The sequence below is a fragment of the Acuticoccus sp. MNP-M23 genome, from assembly GCF_031195445.1.
Taxonomy (GTDB): Bacteria; Pseudomonadota; Alphaproteobacteria; order Rhizobiales; family Amorphaceae; genus Acuticoccus.
Genome location: NZ_CP133486.1, coordinates 1 through 14926, shown reverse-complemented (window position 1 = coordinate 14926; position 14926 = coordinate 1). Strand labels below are relative to the sequence as shown.

The 14926-nt window shown below is 59.0% G+C and carries 14 protein-coding genes; 6 read left to right on the top strand and 8 right to left on the bottom strand.

The window, feature by feature from the left end; translation table 11 throughout:
- Window positions 1-1089 (top strand): type IV secretory system conjugative DNA transfer family protein (locus RDV64_RS23795; RefSeq protein ID WP_309199820.1); only part of this gene is annotated, 1089 nt, incomplete at its 5' end.
- A 53-nt stretch (window positions 1090-1142) separates the two neighbouring features.
- A complete protein-coding gene (locus tag RDV64_RS23790) occupies window positions 1143-1577 on the top strand; it encodes a hypothetical protein (RefSeq protein ID WP_309199819.1) in 435 nt (144 codons plus the stop codon).
- A 227-nt stretch (window positions 1578-1804) separates the two neighbouring features.
- On the opposite strand, the gene RDV64_RS23785 is transcribed toward RDV64_RS23790, so the two are convergent.
- Window positions 1805-2119: a ribbon-helix-helix domain-containing protein gene (locus RDV64_RS23785; RefSeq protein ID WP_309199818.1), complete on the bottom strand. Its 315-nt coding sequence runs from the start codon at window positions 2117-2119 to the stop codon at window positions 1805-1807.
- Between the two features lie 11 nt (window positions 2120-2130).
- Window positions 2131-2766, bottom strand: a complete 636-nt coding sequence (locus tag RDV64_RS23780) for a ParA family protein (protein WP_309199817.1) — start codon at window positions 2764-2766, stop codon at window positions 2131-2133.
- Window positions 2767-3195: 429 nt separating this feature from the next.
- On the opposite strand from RDV64_RS23780, the gene RDV64_RS23775 reads away from it, so the two are divergent.
- The gene (locus RDV64_RS23775; protein ID WP_309199816.1) at window positions 3196-4278 is read left to right on the top strand and encodes a replication initiator protein A; all 1083 of its coding nucleotides are present in this window, start codon (window positions 3196-3198) and stop codon (window positions 4276-4278) included.
- A 97-nt stretch (window positions 4279-4375) separates the two neighbouring features.
- Here RDV64_RS23775 and RDV64_RS23770 read toward each other — a convergent pair whose 3' ends face one another.
- Entirely contained in the window at window positions 4376-5287 is a 912-nt protein-coding gene (locus tag RDV64_RS23770) for a zincin-like metallopeptidase domain-containing protein (protein WP_309199815.1), read from the bottom strand.
- 339 nt (window positions 5288-5626) lie between these two features.
- Here RDV64_RS23770 and RDV64_RS23765 point away from each other — a divergent pair, with 339 nt between their 5' ends.
- Both RDV64_RS23765 and RDV64_RS23760 read left to right on the top strand, forming a co-directional pair.
- Window positions 5627-6004: a type II toxin-antitoxin system RelE/ParE family toxin gene (locus RDV64_RS23765; RefSeq protein ID WP_309199821.1), complete on the top strand. Its 378-nt coding sequence runs from the start codon at window positions 5627-5629 to the stop codon at window positions 6002-6004.
- On the top strand, window positions 6001-6294 hold the full coding sequence (locus RDV64_RS23760) for a helix-turn-helix transcriptional regulator (protein ID WP_309199814.1): 294 nt from the start codon (window positions 6001-6003) through the stop codon (window positions 6292-6294). Before RDV64_RS23765 ends, RDV64_RS23760 begins: the two co-directional genes overlap by 4 nt.
- A 55-nt stretch (window positions 6295-6349) precedes the next feature.
- Here the strand turns inward: RDV64_RS23760 and RDV64_RS23755 are convergent, their stop codons facing one another.
- The 5 genes from RDV64_RS23755 to RDV64_RS23735 all read right to left on the bottom strand — a co-directional run bounded on the left by RDV64_RS23755 (window position 6350) and on the right by RDV64_RS23735 (window position 14176).
- Window positions 6350-8431: a nuclease-related domain-containing protein gene (locus RDV64_RS23755; RefSeq protein WP_309199813.1), complete on the bottom strand. Its 2082-nt coding sequence runs from the start codon at window positions 8429-8431 to the stop codon at window positions 6350-6352.
- A 784-nt stretch (window positions 8432-9215) separates the two neighbouring features.
- Entirely contained in the window at window positions 9216-10190 is a 975-nt protein-coding gene (locus RDV64_RS23750; protein WP_309199812.1) for a tyrosine-type recombinase/integrase, read from the bottom strand.
- Window positions 10191-11593: 1403 nt separating this feature from the next.
- Complete coding sequence (locus RDV64_RS23745; RefSeq protein ID WP_309199811.1) at window positions 11594-12142, bottom strand: hypothetical protein; 549 nt, start codon at window positions 12140-12142, stop codon at window positions 11594-11596.
- Window positions 12139-12801 (bottom strand): hypothetical protein, encoded by a 663-nt coding sequence (locus RDV64_RS23740; protein WP_309199810.1) that lies wholly within the window; start codon window positions 12799-12801, stop codon window positions 12139-12141. Before RDV64_RS23740 ends, RDV64_RS23745 begins: the two co-directional genes overlap by 4 nt.
- Window positions 12802-12946: 145 nt before the next feature.
- Entirely contained in the window at window positions 12947-14176 is a 1230-nt protein-coding gene (locus RDV64_RS23735; RefSeq protein WP_309199809.1) for a MobA/MobL family protein, read from the bottom strand.
- Window positions 14177-14494: 318 nt separating this feature from the next.
- On the opposite strand from RDV64_RS23735, the gene RDV64_RS23730 reads away from it, so the two are divergent.
- The coding region (locus RDV64_RS23730; RefSeq protein ID WP_309199808.1) for a type IV secretory system conjugative DNA transfer family protein at window positions 14495-14926 on the top strand (432 nt) is incomplete at its 3' end.

The following is a 14926-nucleotide window of genomic DNA, read 5'->3' as shown; positions in this document are numbered from 1 at the left end:
GACGCGCTCGTGATGCAGCAGGTCGGCGCGGCGGCGCACTGGACGCAATCGGCGCGCACATTCCTCCGGGCGCTGGCGCTCTACGTCGCCAAAACCGAGCCGGCCGACACCTGCAACCTGATCCGGTTGCGCGAGCTCCTGCTCGAGGTGATCGGCAACCAATCGAAAAGCCCCGTCCTCGAACACATGCAGACGTATGCAGGGACGATCCGGCACGGGGCCGCCGCTCTTGCCGGAAAGCCAGCCGGCGAACGTGGTTCGATCCTCTCCACCTGCGACACGCAAACCGAGTTTCTCGACGATCCGGCGATGGCCCGCGTCCTTCGGCGCAGCGACTTCGAGCCTGAAGATTTAAAACGCGGGGTTGTAAGCGTCTTCCTGTGTCTGCCGGCCGGGCGGCTCGCCACACACGGCCGATGGTTCCGGCTGCTGATCGGCCTGGCGATGGACGCAATGGAGCGCACCGGTCCGATTGAGCGCGGGGCGACGCCTGTCCTGTTCTGCCTCGATGAGTTCGCCGCCCTCGGCCACATGGAGACTGTCGAGAAGGCGGCCGGCCAGATCGCCGGCTTCGGGGTGAAGCTTTGGCCGATCCTGCAAGACCTCGGACAGCTGCAAGCGCTCTACGGCGATGCGTGGGAGACCTTCATGGGCAACGCCGGCCTGCTGACCTTCTGGGGCAACACCGATCTGACCACGGCCAAACATATCTCAGACCGCCTCGGCTCGGTGCCGGTGCAGACCGTCGCGGCGAGCCACAACGTCGGCACCACAAGCCAGACCGGCCGCACAACGCCAGAAGCGAACCTGCAAGCCCTCCTTACCGATCGGCCGGCCGGCGGTGCGCCCAGCCGCTCGAGCGGTGAGACCAAAGTGGATCACCGCACCACAAACGAGGCGTTTCAGCTCGTGCCGATGCTGTCGCCGGCCGAGGTCACGCTGCACCTGTCGCGCTCGCGCGAGATCGTCCTGGCGATCCTGCCGGATGCGCTGCCAATCCTGCTCGATCGTTGCCAGTATTTCGATGACAAGCATGCCGATTTGTTCGGGGGGCTCTACGACCCGCCACCAACCGGCAAGCGGGTATAAATCGCATTGTATATTTATTGATAGGCTAATCGTTAACTAGGATACTGATTTACATGACGAAACTAACGCTCGGGCTTGCTGCAAGAGAGGCCGGAATAAGCAAACCGACCCTCTCGAAAGCGATCAAGGACGGGCGTTTGAGCGCCGAGCGCCAAGATGACGGATCATACGCTATCGATCCGTCAGAGCTGGCGCGTTATCTGGAAGCCTTCCGGCCAAAGGGTGGAAGCGTTGGCCAGAGGCCATCTCCCGACGAAAGCGGGGCGTTGCAGGCCTTGAAGCGCGAAAACGAGCTGCTGCGGGAAATCCTGGAGCGCGAACGGGCCGACCGGCTCGACGAACGCCGCCGCGCTGAGGCGGAAATCGAACACCTACGCCTGATCAGCGAAAGGCTCCTCCCTGGCCCCAGAAAGGCCGCTGAGGGCGATCAGGATGCCGGCGGGCGGTTGGGTGGCCTAATCGGCCGAAAACGCACCAGCGGGCTTTAAATAGCCTTAGTCACCGGTTCAGGCGTCCCTCTCGAGCAAACACATCAAGCCTATCGCCATGCTCGCTCCGGCAAGGGCTTCGCCCTCCTCCACTGCGTTGCGGCCGCCTGCGGCGGTGCTCTGCGCTGCGCGTGGCGATCTTCTGACAGTGTCGGCTCCGAAGGAATGTCGGGTCTTCCCGTCTCTCCAAAGGAATGATGAGGCGTAGGACGGGCTTGCGGGATGAGCTACCGCCGTTCAGTCGGGGCAATCTCCGCTCTCTGATACTGAGCAAACAGCAAATTCAGCGCCTCGCCCATCAACTGCTGCACGGTCTTGTCCTGCTCCACGGCGATCAGCTTCAGCTGCTTGCGGACTTCCGGCGGAAAGAAGGCCGCGATTTGGGCTTTGTCCGCCCGGCTTGGACGGTGATGCTGACTGACAGGCCTCTCTGGCGATTGAACAGTCGAGCCCGTCGGACTCTCCGACTGCTCTGGTGCAGCCTTCGGTGTTTCAATCGGGCGGGTTTGAATCCCTGATAAGGGCTTGCGCTTTACTGACATAATCAACACTCCTACATTTCAATTTTTTGACGCGAAAACTCGTAGACGTGTCTACACTCTTCGGCAGCCCGGCCGGATGGTTCGAATTCCTGCGGTGCCATCCCGGATGCCGTGGCGTCCTGGAAGGTGACACGGTCCGATATTTCGTAAGGGCAGACTTTTATGCCCTGCCCTTCCAGAAATTGCCGGGCTTCATCCGCGCGGCTCCCTCGTGTTTTCACCCGCGTCAGCACGGCAAAATGCGGCGGGTTTCCGCCGAGCTTGATCGTATTGAGAACCGAGGCGGCCGTTTTCAGATCGGCAGCGCTTGGCTGCATCGGAATGATCACCAGATCGGCTGCCTTCACGGCCGCCATAGACGACTCTTCGGCCCGCCCGGCAGTATCGATCAGACAGACCTGCGCACCTGCCCGGGCGGCCGCATCAAGTTCTCTTTGAAGCCGTGGGGCGACAGTGACGACGACTTCGGGTGCAAAGGCTCCGCGATCGTCGCTCCAGCCGGCAAGGCTCGCTTGCGGGTCCAGGTCGATTCCGCGTGTCGGTATTCCATCGGATTCGAATGCGACGGCGAGAGCGCTTGCGAGTGTCGTTTTGCCCGTGCCGCCCTTCTGACCGATAAATGCGATTGTCTTCATGATGACCATCATGCTTGATGACGTGTAGACACGTCAAGGTGTATTTGCGTCTGGTGGCGTTGAGTCGTTTCGTGGAGGTGTAACTCGCGCAGCTCGCGGCGCTTGAGTGGGTTCCATGAACTGGATCTGCTCTGCCGACCGGGGTTCGGTCTCTGGTGTTAATATGGGTGTTATATAGGGTGTTAAGGGTGCCGAAACACACCCTAAGCCCTTGATATATAATCAAAAAAAAACACTTGCGGTATCTAATTCCCGTTGAACGGTATCTGTTTCCCGCGATTCGGTATCTAAAGTCCGCGCGCCGCTCGATCTGCCCACAGACTTATCCCCCGAACGACCCACAGGCCGATCCTGGTCGAGGGCCGATTCGGGGTATCGGCATCCGGTATCTGAAACCCCGAATTTCCTTGACTTTGGTATCTAAAACCCCGAATGTGAGGCATGGTATCTAATCACCCGAATCTGCGTGAGGACACGTTGCCGCCGTCAAACCTGACGGCCGACAAGCGCGGCGGGACTGATCTGTTCACCTGCGATGTGGCTGACGCGGTTCTGAAGGACCTGATGCCGACGCTTGAGCACCCGTTCTATTCGCTCTCGAAAAAGCCGGTGACGACCTCGCGCATTTATCGGCGCGGCGACCACTGGCTGAAGATCGTGCCCAGCGAGAAGGGCCTCGCGACGATCTATGACAAAGACATCCTGATCTATGCCGTCTCCCAGCTCGTCGCCGCCATGCGGCGCGGTGAGGAGCCAAAACAGCGCATCAGGATCAACTGCCGTGACTTCCTGATGTTTGCGAACCGGGGTACCGGCGGCAAGGATTACCTTGCGATCTGCGACGCCATCGAACGCCTCGACGGGACGCGCATTCGTACCAACATCAAGACCGGTGACGAGGAACAATTCGACGCGTTCGGCCTGATCGAGGGCGGCACCGTGCGCCGCAAGGAGGGGCTCGACGGGCGTATTCTTTGGGTCGAGATCAAGCTGTCGGATTTCGTCTACAACGCGGTCCGGCATCAGGAGGTTCTGACGCTCCACCCGGATTATTTCCGGCTATCGAAGCCGATGGAGCGCCGTCTGTACGAGCTGGCACGAAAGCACTGCGGCCAGCAGGACAAGTGGTCGCCGTACATTCAGACCCTTTTTGAAAAGTCAGGCTCTTCCGGCTCGGTGAAGCTGTTCCGCAACCGGGTCAAAGAGATCTGCCGGACCAATAACATGCCCGATTACGAGCTCGAGTTTCTCGAGGAGCCGGATCAGGTCCTGTTTATGAACCGCGACACGATGCCGAAGGATCACGGGAAGCCGGAGCAAAGTGATGAAACGATCCTTTTGCGCCTGACTGGTGAGGGCAGGATGCGCGGTCGCGAGATCGCCGCCGGTTGGGACATCGACTACGTCCAGAGCTGCTTTGCCGCCTGGTGGGTGAAGATCGGGCGGCCGCCGACGAAGAACGCGGACGCGCTGTTCCTAAAATTCTGCCGCACATGGCAGGACAAACGCGGGCGTCCCGCATAGCTCCGCCATAACCCTACCGGCGCGGCACTCCTAATCACTTACCATCACATACACACGTCAACGCGCATTAATATTGACGGGTATACGTGTCGACACATCAAGGCGTCGAGGTATGGTCAGGCCGATGCTGCATGTTTCCGAGATACTCGGCCGCCCGGCTTGCCGCACTTGCCGCGGTGAAGATTGCTTTCTTGTCGGCCTTCAGGACCTTGAGCCAGATGGCGAGATAGGCCGCATGATCGGCCCGCGGGCTCGTCGAAATATCAAGGTCTGCGCAAAGGAAAGCCGCGCCGAGTTCGGCAATCAGCTCTTCCATCGCGTAGGCTTCATCACCGAACCGGCCGGTGAGATTGCGATCCAGGCGATTGGCGGCACCGCTCCAGTGGGTCAGCTCATGCAAGAGGGTGGATGCCCAGGCTTCGGTTGGGGTTGCTGTCGCGCTGCCGGTAAAGCGCTCACGGCCGGGCATAACGATCCGATCGTCTCGCGGTGAGTAGTAGGCCTGGTCGCCTTGCACGCACACCGTTGCGCCGGCGGCCGCCGCGAGCTCGTCGGCCGCAGTCGTCGGATTGATGCGATCTTCCAGTGCGACACCATCAGCGGGGGAGGGAACCTCGAAGCCGTCGACCTGCGCCACGTTGAACACCCTCGACGCGCGGGCAAACAGAACGGTTTCGGTCTCGGACGGGTCATCGTCGCGCGGGCGCTCGAGCTCCTTGTAGAACACGATAACGCTGGATTTCTCGCCTTTGCGGACCTGCGCGCCTTTCGCCTGCCATTGGCGATACGTGCCCCAGAGGCCGTGCTGATACCCGTTCGCTTCGGCAGCGATCCAGAGTGACAGCACATTGATGCCCCGATAGGCCTTATCGGACGCGATATTGACCGGCCTTCCCGTAGCCAGGCCTGAGCGATGCCACGGCATCTGCCAGGCTTCTGCGCCGGCTTCCATGGCGGCAATGATTGCGTTGGTGACGTGGCTATGAACGTCGAAATGATCCTGTCCCATTGTGTGGTCTCCTTTTCGTCAAGCGTGGGGCGCAGCTGCTGCTGCAACCCTGCCCGTCGGCGAGACCGGGGATCGGAGGGGGCAAGGAGAATCGTGCCGGGTGGTGCGGGCGCAGCGCAGCGAGCCACGGCCGGCACTATTGTCCTTGCTGGGAGGAAGGGGCGGCGCCCCTTGGCCCTCCCATCTCACATGACAATGTCGGCCGCAGGCCGTCTCAATCCCGCCTCAGGGACAGTCACCCGAATGGGCCGAGACCCGCTCTTGCGGGGCTCGGTAAGGAGCGCAAGCGACGAGTAGGGCCCGCCGGCGAAGCCGGGAGGTCCAAACCCCTTGCAATCAATGTACCTTATATGGTACACTTCATATGTGAATGATCGAAAGCGTCTACCGGCACGGTTCTTTCAATCCGACGCCGGCCGGGCGCCGGTTCGCGATTGGCTGCTGTCGTTGAAGGATGAGGACCGCAAGGCCATCGGCGATGACATTCGCACCGCTGAATTTGGCTGGCCTCTCGGTATGCCGCTTTGCCGCTCGATCAGCGGCGTGAAGGGGCTTTGGGAGATCCGCACCAACTTATCGAACGGGACGATCGGCCGGGTGTTTTTTTGCAGCCATCACGGCAGCATGGTGCTGCTGCATGGCTTCATCAAGAAGTCGCAGGCGACACCGGCGAAGGAGATCGAAACGGCTGCAAAACGAATGCGAGGATTGAGATGACGAACGACAAAGAGACCGGCACGGCAGGCGAACTGTTTGAGGATTTCCTCAAGGAGCAGGGGACCTATGCTGCGACGACAGAGCAGGCGGTCAAGCGCGTGCTCGCCTTTCAGCTGGCGGCGGCGATGAAGGAGCAACGGATTTCAAAGGTTGAGATGGCGAAGCGCCTGGAGACCAGCCGCTCGCAGCTCGATCGGCTGCTCGATCCCGACAATGAGAGCGTCTCCCTCGCCGTCCTGAACCGGGCCGCTCAGGCCGTTGGACGCAGCATCAAGCTTGAGCTCGTTTAGCGCGGATATCGCTCGCAAAAAGGGACAGCGCTGTGTTCCCTCGGCGTTTCCCATTCTAATCCTCTGCCGTCATCGCCAGCAGCTCCGGGGGGATTTCTTTCCGCCGAAAGACCTTCTCAACCTGCCGTGAGAATTCTTCGTCGTCCGCATCCTCCTGCCAACGCCCTGAAAGCGGCAGAAACCGATCGACCGGTTTTGCGGTTTTGATGCAATCGACAATCACATACCAGCGGTCGCATTTCTGGTCGTACTTGTGTTTCCGTCCGAGCGCTTCTGCCGCGACCCTGATCCGCTCATCCAAGGTAGCGCTGACGAGATAGGTGAACCCTCCCGATTCCGTCAGGTTCGAAAACGCCTTGAACAACTTTCCGGCGCTTACCTCCGCTCGGCAATACTCTATCATCTGGCCGATCCGGCCGAGGCCCTCGCCGGAAAAATCGTAGAAGTCGAGAACGACGGACGCCACTTCCGGGGGTGCCGTTTTCAGATGCGCCAGCAAGCCGGAGACAGCCGGATCGCCGATCCGCTCCAGAATCCCGAGCGGGCGTTCCGCCGGGATCTTGAGATCCGCGCAGATCATGTAATCGTCAATAACCGAGGCGAAATCTCGGTCAAGGTGCATGAAATCGCAGTCGTCCGGAATGAACAACTTAGCCCTCAAATGGTATCCGAGAAAATTGAATTCACTGTCGGAGTGGATGCGCTCAAACATCTCGGCGCGACATTTCAGATAAAACAGAAACTCAATCGGCGTCGGCAGAAGGCGCGCCGCAGCATCGAGAAAGCCGAGATCCCAGATCACCGGCTTGATGCCCGGTTCCCGCTCCAGCATCGCGTCGGATAAAATGGTCGTCGAAGGGAAGGCGTCGCTCAGAACGACCACTGGATAGGTCCGCGCGGTTTCCGTAAAATGCAACGTCTGTCCGATTGCGGTCCTGGCCGTCGCCCCCTCGTGGATGAGTTTTGCGAATTCATAGGCCTGTCGGTACGGGTCCTGGATTGCGCCTTGAAAATCCTTGTACAGAGCATGCTCGTCGCCCGCCCGCGCCTTGAGGGAGACACGCTTCGATTTCGCCTGAACGATGATGACGAAATCGCCGTACACAACGAGGACGTCCGCTTCGCCGGCAATCTTTTTTTTGCTGCGCTCGATCGTGACGTTCCGATGGACATTCCGGTTGCCAAAAATCTTTTCCAGAATTCCGACGGCACTGCGCTCGGTAAAGCGGCCGCGGTTGATGGCATGCGTATCGGCATAAGAGCGGTCCGCCATCATCCAGTAGAACGGGCTCTCATAGATGCTTAGGAACAGGCGGTTTGAGTTCGGGACATACAGGCACTCGCCAAGATCGATCAGCGGCGCGAGCCCGACCTCATTGAGGTGAAACGGTCCGGTGAAGGCCAGATTGGCGCCGGCCACCGGCCTCGCAAATTTTTCAATGAAGGTTGCCGCCTTATCCCCGAATTGCGCCAGATCCGATTTTGCGATCAGCAGGCTGTTGGTCAGATCGCCCTTGGTCAGATCTTGCCCCGCCTGCTGCATCCCGATAACACCGCTCATCTGGGCTGTGATGCGGTCGAGGATAAAGCGCGCGATCTGCACCATCGAGCCTGGCGACAGGCCGACGTTGCGCAGTAGCCAGTCAAAATCGTCGCGAAACCGGTCGCGGGCGTAACGCTCGAGCTGGTTGATATAAAAACTCTCCGCTCCGTAATAAATGGCTTCACGGGCCACCGCCGCGATCTGCCGCTTATCGGGCGGCGTCGGGTGGACGGGATCAAGACGGGTCTCCCATAGCAGCCGGTCATGAAGCTCGCGCAGCAGCCGGTCGGCAGTTTCCGCGAAGTCCCCTTCGGTCTCGATGACCGAATAGATCCGGTCTGATTGCGACTGGACCGCCAGACCGAGCAGGAGCATCAGCTCGTTGCTGTTGAGTTTCGACGTAGCCCAGCGCTGCTCCGGAGGATCGACGATCTTCGCATCCTGTGTATCGATCGTGAGGACCCAGTCGCGATATACAATCGCTGAGATCTCATGAATCGCCCCGTCCCGCTGCGCAAGCCGCCGCAGATCATCGAAAATCGCCTCCATGCTGCGGGGTTCGCTGCCTATTTCTTTTTCGAATAGATCATCCATGGGTCACACGAATCTTTGTTGGCGCGCGTCCGGCGCCGCCTACCGCGAAGGTCTCGACTGAATGTCGAACGGACGCTAGAGCCGAGAATCTCTGATGCGGGCGCGAATAATCGGGAAACCGGTCGGCACGTCCTGACTAATTGACTTCTGATGTGGTTGTGCGGCGGCTCTTTCGAAAGTCAAAAGCCGAAGGTCGACGGCGGCCATCGTGATGAACAGCGATTCCGTCATCAACGTCGAGGCTGTCGGACATGGCGTTCACCGAGCATCTAAACCGTCGCCCGAAACGGCTCAGGTTGCCGGACTTGTATTTGACATCCGACACTGAACAAACGGCCCGACCGGTGCATTCTTAGGGGTGCTGGCGACCGCATGCGGTCGCCAGCACTGTGCTAGATACGCTCAACGGTCGCGGCGACGCCATGCAAGCCAAAGCATCGCCACCGTCGCAACGCACGAAACAGTCGCTACGGCACTGCCGTAGACTGCAAGGTCAATCATAGGCATTCCTTTGTTTGACTTTATTCCTAGGCGTCCGAAGGGGTGCTTCCCGGCCAATCCCTTCGGACGTACTTAGAACTACCGAGAACGGGCGAATGGTTTCATAGGGGGCCTGTTCACCAAAAATTCCACACTTGGTGACCCTCAATCTGGAAAATGGAACCTTTTCCCCGCGAGCGTAAGTCATTGTTTCAATTAAGAAATTTCCAATTAGATATTTTTTATTTAATAATAATAAGTATTACTCAGAACAATAATGACATATCTTCAGCCATAACCTTTTTTAGATTGTAATACGCTCTACCTCATCGAGACTCACCTCGTCCGCCCGCCGGTCGTAGAGCTGCGTCGTTCGCGTCGAGGCGTGGTTCGCCATCTGTGCCGCTTTTTCGAGCGTCCCCTCGTTCTTGAGGTAGGCCGTGATCCCGGTCGCCCGGAAGGTGTGGTTGCCGATCGGCGTCGCGATCCCGGCCTGTCGCGCCCGCCGGCGGATCATCTCCCAGGCGTTCGCCTGGGCGAGCGGGCGGTCCGAGAGTGTCTTGGTGTTTCGGTCGATCGTCCGGAAGACATGGTCCCTAGGGTCGTCCCAGAGCGCGCAGCGGTCGAGGTAGTCGTAGAAGTACGCCTCGAGGGTGTGGTGGCAGGGCACCTCGTGCCGCTTCCCGCCCTTCTCGTGGAGCCGAACCCAAAGCCGCCGGTTCTGCGTGTAGAGGTCCTCGACCTTCAGCGAGAGCGCGGCGCCGACGCGGGCGAAGCCGTAGACCATCAATCCGATCAGCGCCCGATCGCGCAGCCCGACCGGCTTTGATACGTCGATGGCGTCGAGGAGCTGCCGCGCCTCGGCCGGCTCGAGGACGGGCGTCTTGCCGCGCCGCACGACGTGGCGCGGGCCGCGCACGGAGGCGGCCGGGTTCACCGGCACGACCTGGCCGACGACGAGCCAGTCGAACAGCGCCCGGATCGCGGCGAGACGCTGCTTCACGGTGGGGACGGACTGCGACTGCCCGAGCTCCTCGATGAAAGCCGCAACGTGGATGGGCCGAACGTCGGTCAGCGCGGCAACCCCTCGGGTTTCGCACCAGGCGCCGAACTCGATCGCGCCGCGCAGGTAGGAGCGGCGGGTATTCGGGTTGCGGATGTGGACGGCGAAGAACTCGAGGAAGCGGGTGCGGGCGCGTTCGTCGGCGGGGGCGAACAGGATCGGCAGCGCCGGGGCATCAGAGGAAGGGATCGCGATCGTGGTCGGGAGTGTCGTCATCCGGTTCAGGATAGCATCATCAGATCATAGGATAAAGGATATTATCATATGCTTATAGGATACATGTCGGCCGTTGGGATTGCAGCTTTCCGAATTATTCGGCGCAGAATCTGACACGCTATTTGGCATGTCCATTGGCGCCCCCCGCAGGCGCTGAACCGTTTGATGGCAAAGCATCGACGATGCCTGAGCCAGATAATTTGTCAGATTCTGCGCCATATAGTGGGTCAAATGACAGCCGATGATCGCCCGTGCTTCTCCGGAGCAACAACGTCAATCGTAAACCGACGACGCGGGTTCAACTGAACGAGCGACGGGGGACACAGCAGCCCCGCTCCTGATGAGGAGCCGGCAATAAAGCCCTGCACATCAATCACGCGCTGCCTCATATCGGCCGGCGCCACTATGCTTGACAGACGGGGGACAGCCGATACGATTTCTTAGTGTAAATTGCGGTTTAACGCTCAGTCAAACATTGGTACCCTGGGCCACGGATTTGGGTATCGAGCACAATAGCATGCATCCAGTACAATTTTTGGCCGCACTTGTAGGAATTATTGCTGGAGGAGTCACGATATTTGCATTTTTTTCGAACCCAGACAGCACATCGAGTAGCAGCTTACAAACTAAATCTATAAATAGGTCGAGCGCAATACGCTCACTGAACGTCTCTAGCACTCCAAACTTTAAAGTAGAATGCTTTTTATCTGACTTGCTTCCGCCCTTATCAGAGGATGAGTCCTGCTATATTCAAGTTACAAGAACAGCTCTTTCCAAGATAATGCAAAAACGCCCACAGCGAAATGTACAATACATACAAATATCAGGACAGGAGGCCACCTCTACATTTTTATTTGAAACTCATTCTGTAGATAGACTCCACATAGACGCAAGTCGTTCAGTTATGACTGTGTATAGCGACGACTTTCCTGCAATAAATCCAATGATTATTACTTTATTTGATTGGTCCAATGGAATAAAAAGCTCTACTGGGGTAAATTTTCGATCATGCGGTGGCACAATAAGCTTTTACACGCCCGGAAATATAAATATAACATCATCTCAATTTAAAGATTTAACCTACACAGCAAAGGTTGAGACAGATTGCAGGATATTTTGGGTTGATGGCGACGAGTATGACATAGCCAGAACCTCAACTATATCCGCTACACGAAAGTCTGAAATAAAAATTAGATTCACACCAGGGCTGAAACCCGAAACAATTTCTTTAGTACCATCATAATAATAGACACTTCTCTGCGGTCTAATAATTTTATAAAAAATCACTATAATGCATAATTAATATTTTTTATAACTTAGGGTATACTGGTCTTTCTTTGGGTTGGACTGTTCCATCCAACCCAAAACTGCTGTATCCGGCGGAATCGCCGCCCCTTCTTTGTTCAGTTCAAAATCTTGGCCAGATACTCCTCGCCGATCTTCTGGAACCTGTCGCGCTCGGTCGGCAGGATCGAAAGGCCAAGCGCCTCCCTCACCTCGTCCGTCACGTAGCGGTCGATCTTGAGCGCAGCGGCTGCGTCATAGCCCTCCCAAGCCTTTTCGATCGCCGCGTTGTGGCGCTCGACGGCCGCATTGCGGCGGTCGATGGTGCGCTTCCATTTCTGCTGCTGCGAGAAGATCGCGCCCAAATTGCCCGAAAACGCGCTGGCCATGATCCCCCGCTTGTGAACGGTGTCTTCGCCGTGCAGCGGCACTGTCTCGGCGAGATAGCGAACCCGCGTCATGATCTCCGCCTTCCCGAGCATATTCTGCATGCTGACACGCTCATAAACGGCGCGCTGGAGTTGGCGCTCATACTGGGTCAGCGCCTGCTCGGTCTTGGACACGCGGCCAAGCGTGAGCAGGTTGTCGGGGTGGGCTTGGTCGATCCCGACGGCGCCGAGTGTGGCCCCGCCGAGCATCACAGCGGCCGCAAAGATGCGCCCGATCATGACCGGTCGCCGAGAATGTCGGCCTCCCAATCTTTCGGGAGGCCGATCATCTCGCGCAACTCGTCGTCGTCATAGAGAACCTTGACGTCGCCGATCAGCCGGGTCCGCTCGTTCATGACGCGGGCGCGGGTGTTCTCTGCGGCAGCGCAAGGACCGCCATATCCGCCGCGATTTACGTCGACGTACAGACACGCGAGCTCATTGAAATAGGTTTTCGGCAGGGTGGCGCTCAGTTGCGTGTCGGCTTGATCGATGCGCGAGCGCACCTCGTCGGCGCGAACTTCCAGCTCAGTCTCAAGCGCGACGGTCTGGCGGTTGATCTGCTCGACGGCCTCAGTCTCCTTGACCGTCCAATAAGTCGTTGCGGCGCGAACGCGGTTTTCGATTCCCGCGCTGACATCACCGAAGAAGCGCGCCGTGGCGTTGGCCGGCCGGCGCGGGTCATTCTCGTCGAGGTAGCTGTCCAGAAACAGGGTGCCGCCGGCAAGCAACACGGCGAGCGGAATGCCGACATAGACAACGCCGGTATAAATCCGATGCGTCGTGCGGCCAAGTTTCTGAAGGGTGCTTGGCTCCTGCTCGCGCTGCTGGCGCTTCTGCGCCTGGGAGGTGCGGCTCTGCTGGAGACGGTCGGAGCGGTCGTTCGTGCGCTTGAACATGGTCGGCGGTCCTCATTTCAGAGGCCGGCGGATCGCGGCCGCACAAATTATTGTGCCATTACAAAATAAATACAATTAGAATGATTTTTGTAATCATTCTAATTGGAGGTAACTCCGACCGGATTCATTCCGAAAATTGCGCTCGTCACATCTCAAGTTTTCGTTCTGTGCCGTCATGCTCCCGAAAAAAGCCACGATCGTTCGCCGGCTGACGCGCCACCCGCTCGGCCGCAAGGTCGCGGGCGGCGCGGGCCTGAAAGGCGGCGGAAATCTTCGCTTCTTCCCGCTCCTGCCGGGCCTGTAAAGCGTCGCGCTCCGTCTTCTGGCTGACGCGGTGTGCCGTGCGAGCGTGGTCAATCTCGGTGCGCAGTGTCTTCAACTCAGCGCGAAGCGAGGCCAGCCGCTCGGCAGATCGGGCGGCGCGGCCGGCCTCGATCTTGTCGAGCTGGCCGGTCAGCTTCAGCACCATCGCCTTAAAACCCTTCACCGGCTGATCGGCCTGGCGCGCGGATCGAAGCTCGGCGATGACCTGGCTAACACGCGCTCGGGCGGTACCTTCCAGCTTCCGTGAAAAGGCGCGCCAATCGTCGTTCTGGCGCTCTCGCAGCTCGCGGCGCTCCTCCTTGTGGCGGGTCGATTGAGTCCGCGAAGCTTCGTCTTTCCAAGTCTGTCTCTCGATTTTCCGGGCCGTGCGCCGAGAGTTCGTGACCGCCGGCCCGTCGTGCTTTTGGGGCGAACGGGGATCGCCTCGAGCCTTGAACGAGCGATGCTCGACGCGGACAAGGCCGGCCTTGCCTTCAATCTTAAGCTGCTCGTTCTGGCGCTCGGCGATGAAGGCGCGCAGCTCCCTGGCGAACTTCTGGCCGCGCTTCAGATTCGTCTGCCAGACATGCTTTTTTCCAAACTTCTCGCCCGCCAGCGTCCGGGTCGGAAAGAGCATGTGCACATGCCAATTACGGTGATCGCCCTCGCGGCCGGGGCTGTGAATGTTGGCATCGACGGCCGGCGCGCCCTGCCCGATCAGGAAGCCAGCCACGTCCTCGACGATGGCGCGCCGGCCTTCGGGGCTGATCTCGTGGGCGAAGGTGAACAGGATCTCCTTCGCGGTCTGGGCGCTCTCCTTCTTCGGATTCTTCGCCTCAGCCAGCTCGGCGGCGTTCCAAAGCTCGGAACGATCCGACAGCCAATCGGGGGCGTTCTCGGGTGTAAAGATGCGCGATTCGTCAACCCCGTTTCTTCGCCGGTAGTCGTGCACCCGATTTTGGAATTTGCAGTGGATCAATGCCCCTGACCTATACGCGGCCGCAGCGGTTGCCGTCCGTCCTGTCGTTCGGCTTACCGGTTCCAACCGCGTTGTCAGTTCATAGATCCTCATTTGCCAATCTTTCCCGTACTAGGGCGATGAAATCGGACAACCGTTCCGGTTGGCTTTTCATCGTCTATGTACGAGGCCGCTTTAGCGGCCTTGATCCAATCGTGACCCGTTCAGGGTCACAGATTGGCGCACAGATAGGTCATGCATCCAAAGATGATCCAAGGCGGCAGCCGATGTGATCATCGACGATGCGTGACCGTGTCGGTTTGATTTTGAAACGTCAGTTTCGAAAGCAATCCTACATCTGTGCGCGTTTCCCTTAATCTAGCATTCGCCGCCACAGCTGATCAACCGAAACAGGCCCACCCCATGCACCGAATGCCCCGCGGATACGCCGGCGAGATCAGCCGCAACCTCTCTGACTCGGCCTGGGAAGATCTCGCCACCGTCGAGCCGGACGAGATCGAATTTCGGCCGGGCCGGTTCTTCGTCGGCGCATTCGAGGGGCGCTATGTCGGGCTTGCCGACGACCGCCACCTCCTGACCGTCGCCGGGAGTCGCGCCGGCAAGGGCACGTCGCTCATCGTGCCGAACATTCTGTTCTGGCCGGCCAGCGTGATCGCCATCGACCCGAAAGGGGAGCTCGCAACGATTACCGCCAGGCGGCGCGGAGACCTCGGAAAGGTGTACGTGCTCGACCCCTTCGAAAAGGTGGAAGGCGAAGGGGTAAAATACCGGGCAAGCTATAACCCCCTCGCCGCGCTCGACCCTGATAGCGAAAGCGGTCATGAGATGGCCGGCATGATCGCC

Excerpts from the sequence above, each read along its gene's own strand:
- RDV64_RS23790 (WP_309199819.1), top strand. The coding sequence starts at position 1,143 with ATGACGAAACTAACGCTCGGGCTTGCTGCAAGAGAGGCCGGAATAAGC.
- RDV64_RS23785 (WP_309199818.1), bottom strand. The coding sequence starts at position 2,119 with ATGTCAGTAAAGCGCAAGCCCTTATCAGGGATTCAAACCCGCCCGATT.
- RDV64_RS23780 (WP_309199817.1), bottom strand. The coding sequence starts at position 2,766 with ATGATGGTCATCATGAAGACAATCGCATTTATCGGTCAGAAGGGCGGC.
- RDV64_RS23775 (WP_309199816.1), top strand. The coding sequence starts at position 3,196 with ATGGTATCTAATCACCCGAATCTGCGTGAGGACACGTTGCCGCCGTCA.
- RDV64_RS23770 (WP_309199815.1), bottom strand. The coding sequence starts at position 5,287 with ATGGGACAGGATCATTTCGACGTTCATAGCCACGTCACCAACGCAATC.
- RDV64_RS23765 (WP_309199821.1), top strand. The coding sequence starts at position 5,627 with ATGTACCTTATATGGTACACTTCATATGTGAATGATCGAAAGCGTCTA.
- RDV64_RS23760 (WP_309199814.1), top strand. The coding sequence starts at position 6,001 with ATGACGAACGACAAAGAGACCGGCACGGCAGGCGAACTGTTTGAGGAT.
- RDV64_RS23755 (WP_309199813.1), bottom strand. The coding sequence starts at position 8,431 with ATGGATGATCTATTCGAAAAAGAAATAGGCAGCGAACCCCGCAGCATG.
- RDV64_RS23750 (WP_309199812.1), bottom strand. The coding sequence starts at position 10,190 with ATGACGACACTCCCGACCACGATCGCGATCCCTTCCTCTGATGCCCCG.
- RDV64_RS23745 (WP_309199811.1), bottom strand. The coding sequence starts at position 12,142 with ATGATCGGGCGCATCTTTGCGGCCGCTGTGATGCTCGGCGGGGCCACA.
- RDV64_RS23740 (WP_309199810.1), bottom strand. The coding sequence starts at position 12,801 with ATGTTCAAGCGCACGAACGACCGCTCCGACCGTCTCCAGCAGAGCCGC.
- RDV64_RS23735 (WP_309199809.1), bottom strand. The coding sequence starts at position 14,176 with ATGAGGATCTATGAACTGACAACGCGGTTGGAACCGGTAAGCCGAACG.